Source organism: Nocardia citri, assembly GCF_054065835.1.
In genome coordinates this window covers 1-3,891 of sequence record NZ_JBSUQM010000054.1, presented here as the reverse complement: position 1 = coordinate 3,891, position 3,891 = coordinate 1, and the positions used below count along the sequence as shown (strand labels likewise).

At 64.5% G+C, this 3,891-nt stretch carries 5 protein-coding genes; 1 reads left to right on the top strand and 4 read right to left on the bottom strand.

The genetic code is table 11. The features are described 5' to 3' along the window. On the bottom strand, positions 1-301 hold a 301-nt coding region (locus ACW2Q0_RS30975), incomplete at its 3' end, for a hypothetical protein (RefSeq protein WP_457194472.1). 17 nt (positions 302-318) lie between these two features. On the opposite strand from ACW2Q0_RS30975, the gene ACW2Q0_RS30970 reads away from it, so the two are divergent. Then, the gene (locus ACW2Q0_RS30970; protein ID WP_457194471.1) at positions 319-822 is read left to right on the top strand and encodes a hypothetical protein; all 504 of its coding nucleotides are present in this window, start codon (positions 319-321) and stop codon (positions 820-822) included. Between the two features lie 37 nt (positions 823-859). Here ACW2Q0_RS30970 and ACW2Q0_RS30965 read toward each other — a convergent pair whose 3' ends face one another. The 3 genes from ACW2Q0_RS30965 to istA all read right to left on the bottom strand — a co-directional run bounded on the left by ACW2Q0_RS30965 (position 860) and on the right by istA (position 3,713). After that, positions 860-1,090, bottom strand: coding sequence for a hypothetical protein (locus ACW2Q0_RS30965; RefSeq protein ID WP_457194470.1), 231 nt, complete (start codon positions 1,088-1,090; stop codon positions 860-862). 153 nt (positions 1,091-1,243) lie between these two features. Further along, a complete protein-coding gene (gene istB / locus ACW2Q0_RS30960) occupies positions 1,244-2,092 on the bottom strand; it encodes an IS21-like element helper ATPase IstB (RefSeq protein ID WP_457194469.1) in 849 nt (282 codons plus the stop codon). After that, positions 2,049-3,713, bottom strand: coding sequence for an IS21 family transposase (gene istA / locus ACW2Q0_RS30955; protein ID WP_457194468.1), 1,665 nt, complete (start codon positions 3,711-3,713; stop codon positions 2,049-2,051). Before istA ends, istB begins: the two co-directional genes overlap by 44 nt. Positions 3,714-3,891 lie beyond the last annotated feature (178 nt).

Sequence of the window (3,891 nt, the reverse complement as noted above, 5' to 3'; positions counted from 1 at the left end):
TGGCTAGACAGGTGAATTCTGGCGTCGATTCCAGATGAATTTGAGCATCACAGGATGCCTTGAAGGGCGCTCGATCCAGACGAAAAATAGCGTCACTCGGGTCGCTTCGGATGCTGCGTCGTTTCTTCTGGAGGGTGCTGGTGATGGTCAAGGTCCGTGCGCGTGCCTGGGGTGTTCTGGTGATCGAAGTCGGGCGATCGGGAGGATTGCCAGCGCCGATCGGGAGGACTGGGTCAGCGATGGGATCGCGTGGTTGGTAGGTGCGCTGATCAGCGGTCTTGGCGTAGGTGTCGGTGGTCATGATTACGGTCGGTGTTCATGACGGCTTCTATAGAGAACAGCTCGGACCAGGACCAGGTGATGGCAGCGGTCGGCGAGGCAATGGTGATGGGGCGCGGTGAGGACGCCGCCCAGGCCCGCGCGCGGCTGATCGCGCTGTGGGAACAGGTGGGCGTGGCCGGAGATCCGTTGCATCGGTGCACGATCGGCCATTACCTGGCCGACCTGTGTGACGATGCTGCCGAGGCCCTGACCTGGGATGTGCGCGCACTGGACGCCGCCGATGCGTTGACCGACGATCGTGCCAAGGCGCACCACGCGTCGTTGTGCGTGGCTGGGTTCTACCCCTCGCTGCACCTCAATCTTGCCGACAACTACCGTCGGCTCGGCTCGTTCGCCGCTGCGGCGCAGCATTTGGACGAGGCGAGGCGACGACTGGACGTCCTCGCCGACGATGTCTATGGCCAGACCGTGCGGGCCGGTGTCAACCACGTCGCCACGGCGCTGGCTGCAGGCTCGACCGAACGACTGCCGAGCCACTGAAGTGCTCGCCGACAAGGGAACCCGCGTATCGGCGGGTTCAGTAGTCGGCTAGCGGCAGTTCCTCGCCGGGGACGCCGCCGAGCAGGATTTGGAACCGTTCGAGGTGGCAGCACAGCTCGTCGACGGTGAAGCCGGGAGCACCGACGAACTCGGTGAACGCGGCGGTGACTTCTGGGTCCGCGCGCTGGAAGAAGTCCTGGAGGAACCCGAGCATCTCGGCCAGCTCCGCGGCATCGGGGGCATCGAGGTGAAACGCGTTGTCCGCCACGGAGTCAACAGTGCACCAAGTGCGTGCCAGTTGTGGCGAGATCACCGAAGCAGCTGAACGGATGTCTGACCGACTACTCGGCCTCGCCGGATCCAGACACCGTGTCTGACTTGCTGATTCCCGACGAATTTCGGTGTCACTCGGGTCCGCGGGTCAGTGTTGCGGTTCGGGTGCCGGATCTTTCGCTGTGCTGTTCGCCGGTGCCGTTGTCCGGACTACGTTTTGCGCGGTTCGGGTGAGCCGGTAGCTTTGGGTGCCGGTTTCGATGATGTGCCCGCCGAAGGTCAATCGATCGACAATGGCCGCGCAGAGCCGGGGATCGGTGAACGTTTTCGTCCAGCCGCCGAACGACTCGTTGGATGCGATCGCGACACTGTTCTTTTCCTCCCTCTCGGTCAGAACCTGGAACAACAACTCGGCGCCGCGGCGGTCCAGGGCCATGTATCCGAGTTCATCGAGGCAGAGGAGATCGACCCGGCCGTAGCGGGCGATGGTCTTGGTGAGCTGCTTGTCGTCGGCGGCTTCAACCAGTTCGTTGACCAGTTTCGTAGCCAGGGTGTATTTCACCCGGTAGCCCTTCATCGCGGCCTCGGTGCCCAAGGAGATCAGCAGGTGGCTCTTGCCGGTGCCCGAGTCACCGATCAAGCACAGGGGCAGCCCTTTCTCCACCCAGTTGCAGGTGGCCAGGGTGTGGATCATCGCCGGGTCGACGTTCGGGTTGGCGTCGAAATCAAAGGCCCGCAACGACTTCTCGCGGGGGAACCCCGCCGCGCGGATCCGGCGCTCGCTGCGCCGGCGGGCACGGTCGTCGCACTCGGCCAGCAGCAACTCGGCCAGAAACGACCGATACGACATCTGTTCCCGTTCAGCGGCATCGGCGATCTCGGTGAACTGCTGACGGATCGAGGGCAGTCGCAGCATCCGGCATGCCTGATCGATCGAGGCGTCGGCGGCCTGCTCAGTCATTCCGCGGCGCCGGGGCGTGCTGGAGGTGGTGGTCATGAACTGGTTCCTTCTGGGGTGGGTAGGGACGGCGCAACAACTGGTCGTAGACGGCCACCGACGGCAAAGGCCTGGAGTCGGGCGGTAATTGCGCCACCCGGCGCGCGGTCAGCGACGACACCGGATTGGGGTCATCCAGTTCCACCGGCGGACACGGTGGCTGCGCGTCGGCGATCTTGCGGGCTTCCAATGCCACGGCGTCGGCGGTCAGCGCGCCGACTTCCAACGCGACCTTCAGTCCGGCGACGACCTGGTCGTGAGGCATGTGCCGATGCAGCAGCAGCACCTCGATCAGGGCGCGGGTGCCGTCGCGGTCGCCGTGTGCCTTGCGAGCCGCGGCCCACCACGCGTCGTGGGCCGCGGTGAACCGGCCCGCCGCGCGGGCCTGCTCCAACGCGGTCGCCCCTGCCAGCGCGCCGGGCTTGCGCACCAACCCTTCCAGGTAGTGATCCAGATCCATGCGGGTCTGCCCCTTGCCCGCGATCCGTTCGTGCCGGGCGACCTCGGTCCGGTGGTCGTAGACAATCAGCGCCGACGCGTGCAGCAGCACCCGCACCTGACGGCCGATCAATCGGATCGGCACGCTGTACCGATTGGTGCGAACCGTGACCAGCGAATACCTGTCCACGCGCGGGGTGAACCACAGACCGGTCTCGAATTCCTCGTCCGGCAAACGCTTCAGCAACCCTCTTTCGACCTCGAAATGCTCCCCGACCGTGCGGACCCGGGCCCCGATGCGGCGCGCGTCGTCGGCGTCGTCGAACTCATCGATCATCGCGTTCAGCTCGTCGACCGAGTCCACGCAAGGCACCGGCACAAGGTGGTTGCGACGGAACCACCCGATATCGCCTTCCACGCCGCCTTTTTCGTGAGCCCCGGCCTGTCCTGGCTGGCAGTAGAAAACATCCAGGTCCCAGTGGGACCGGAACGCGGTCCACCGATCGGTCTCGACCCGCAGCCTCGACAGCCCGATCACCCGCGCGACCGCAGCGTTCAGGTTGTCGTAGCGCACTTTCCCGAACGGCACCCCGCCCAGCCTTCCGAACGCGTGCACGTGCCCCTCGAAAAACGCCTCCTGACCACCCGAAGTGGACATGCGGTGAATCGCCTTGCCGGAGAACGAGAGCCGGAAAGAGAACAAGAACATCGTGATCCTCTCACCGCGCAGCTCGACCAGGACTTCTCCGAAGTCGACCTCGGCTTCCTCACCGGGACGGTGGGTCTGCGCAATAAACACCTCAGCCGGGCCGCGACCGGCAGCGACACGGATCTCTGGTTTCCGCTTCGACACATACTCGCGCACGGTCTCGTAGCTGACCTCGATCATGTGGTGCTCGTCGATCAACCGGGCGAAGATCCGCCGCACCGTGTGCCGCTGCTTGCGCGGCGCATCCAGATCCTCCACCAGCCACTCATCAATGACCGTCTTGAACTCATCCAGCTTCGACACCCGCGCCGGGTACTTCTTACGCTCGGCCGGCCACGCAGACCGCAACGCCGCGCGCACCGTCTGATATCCGACGTTGTACTTGCGCTGAAGATCCCGGCCCGACACCCCGGCCCGGGAATCTCGCCGGATGGCGGCATACAGCTCCACCTTGGACTGACGAGGCGGCGGCAACGACGGCTCCTACGACAAGACAGGTTCCGGGCCTCGGACCAAGCACACAGAACGTTGCGGCGCAACCTACCACCATCACGACCAGGTGATGCCGAAATTCATCTGTACCAACATCTTCAGATCACCAGTGACATTCAGATCCACCTGTAAGTGATGTCGTAGATGACCTGTAGAACCA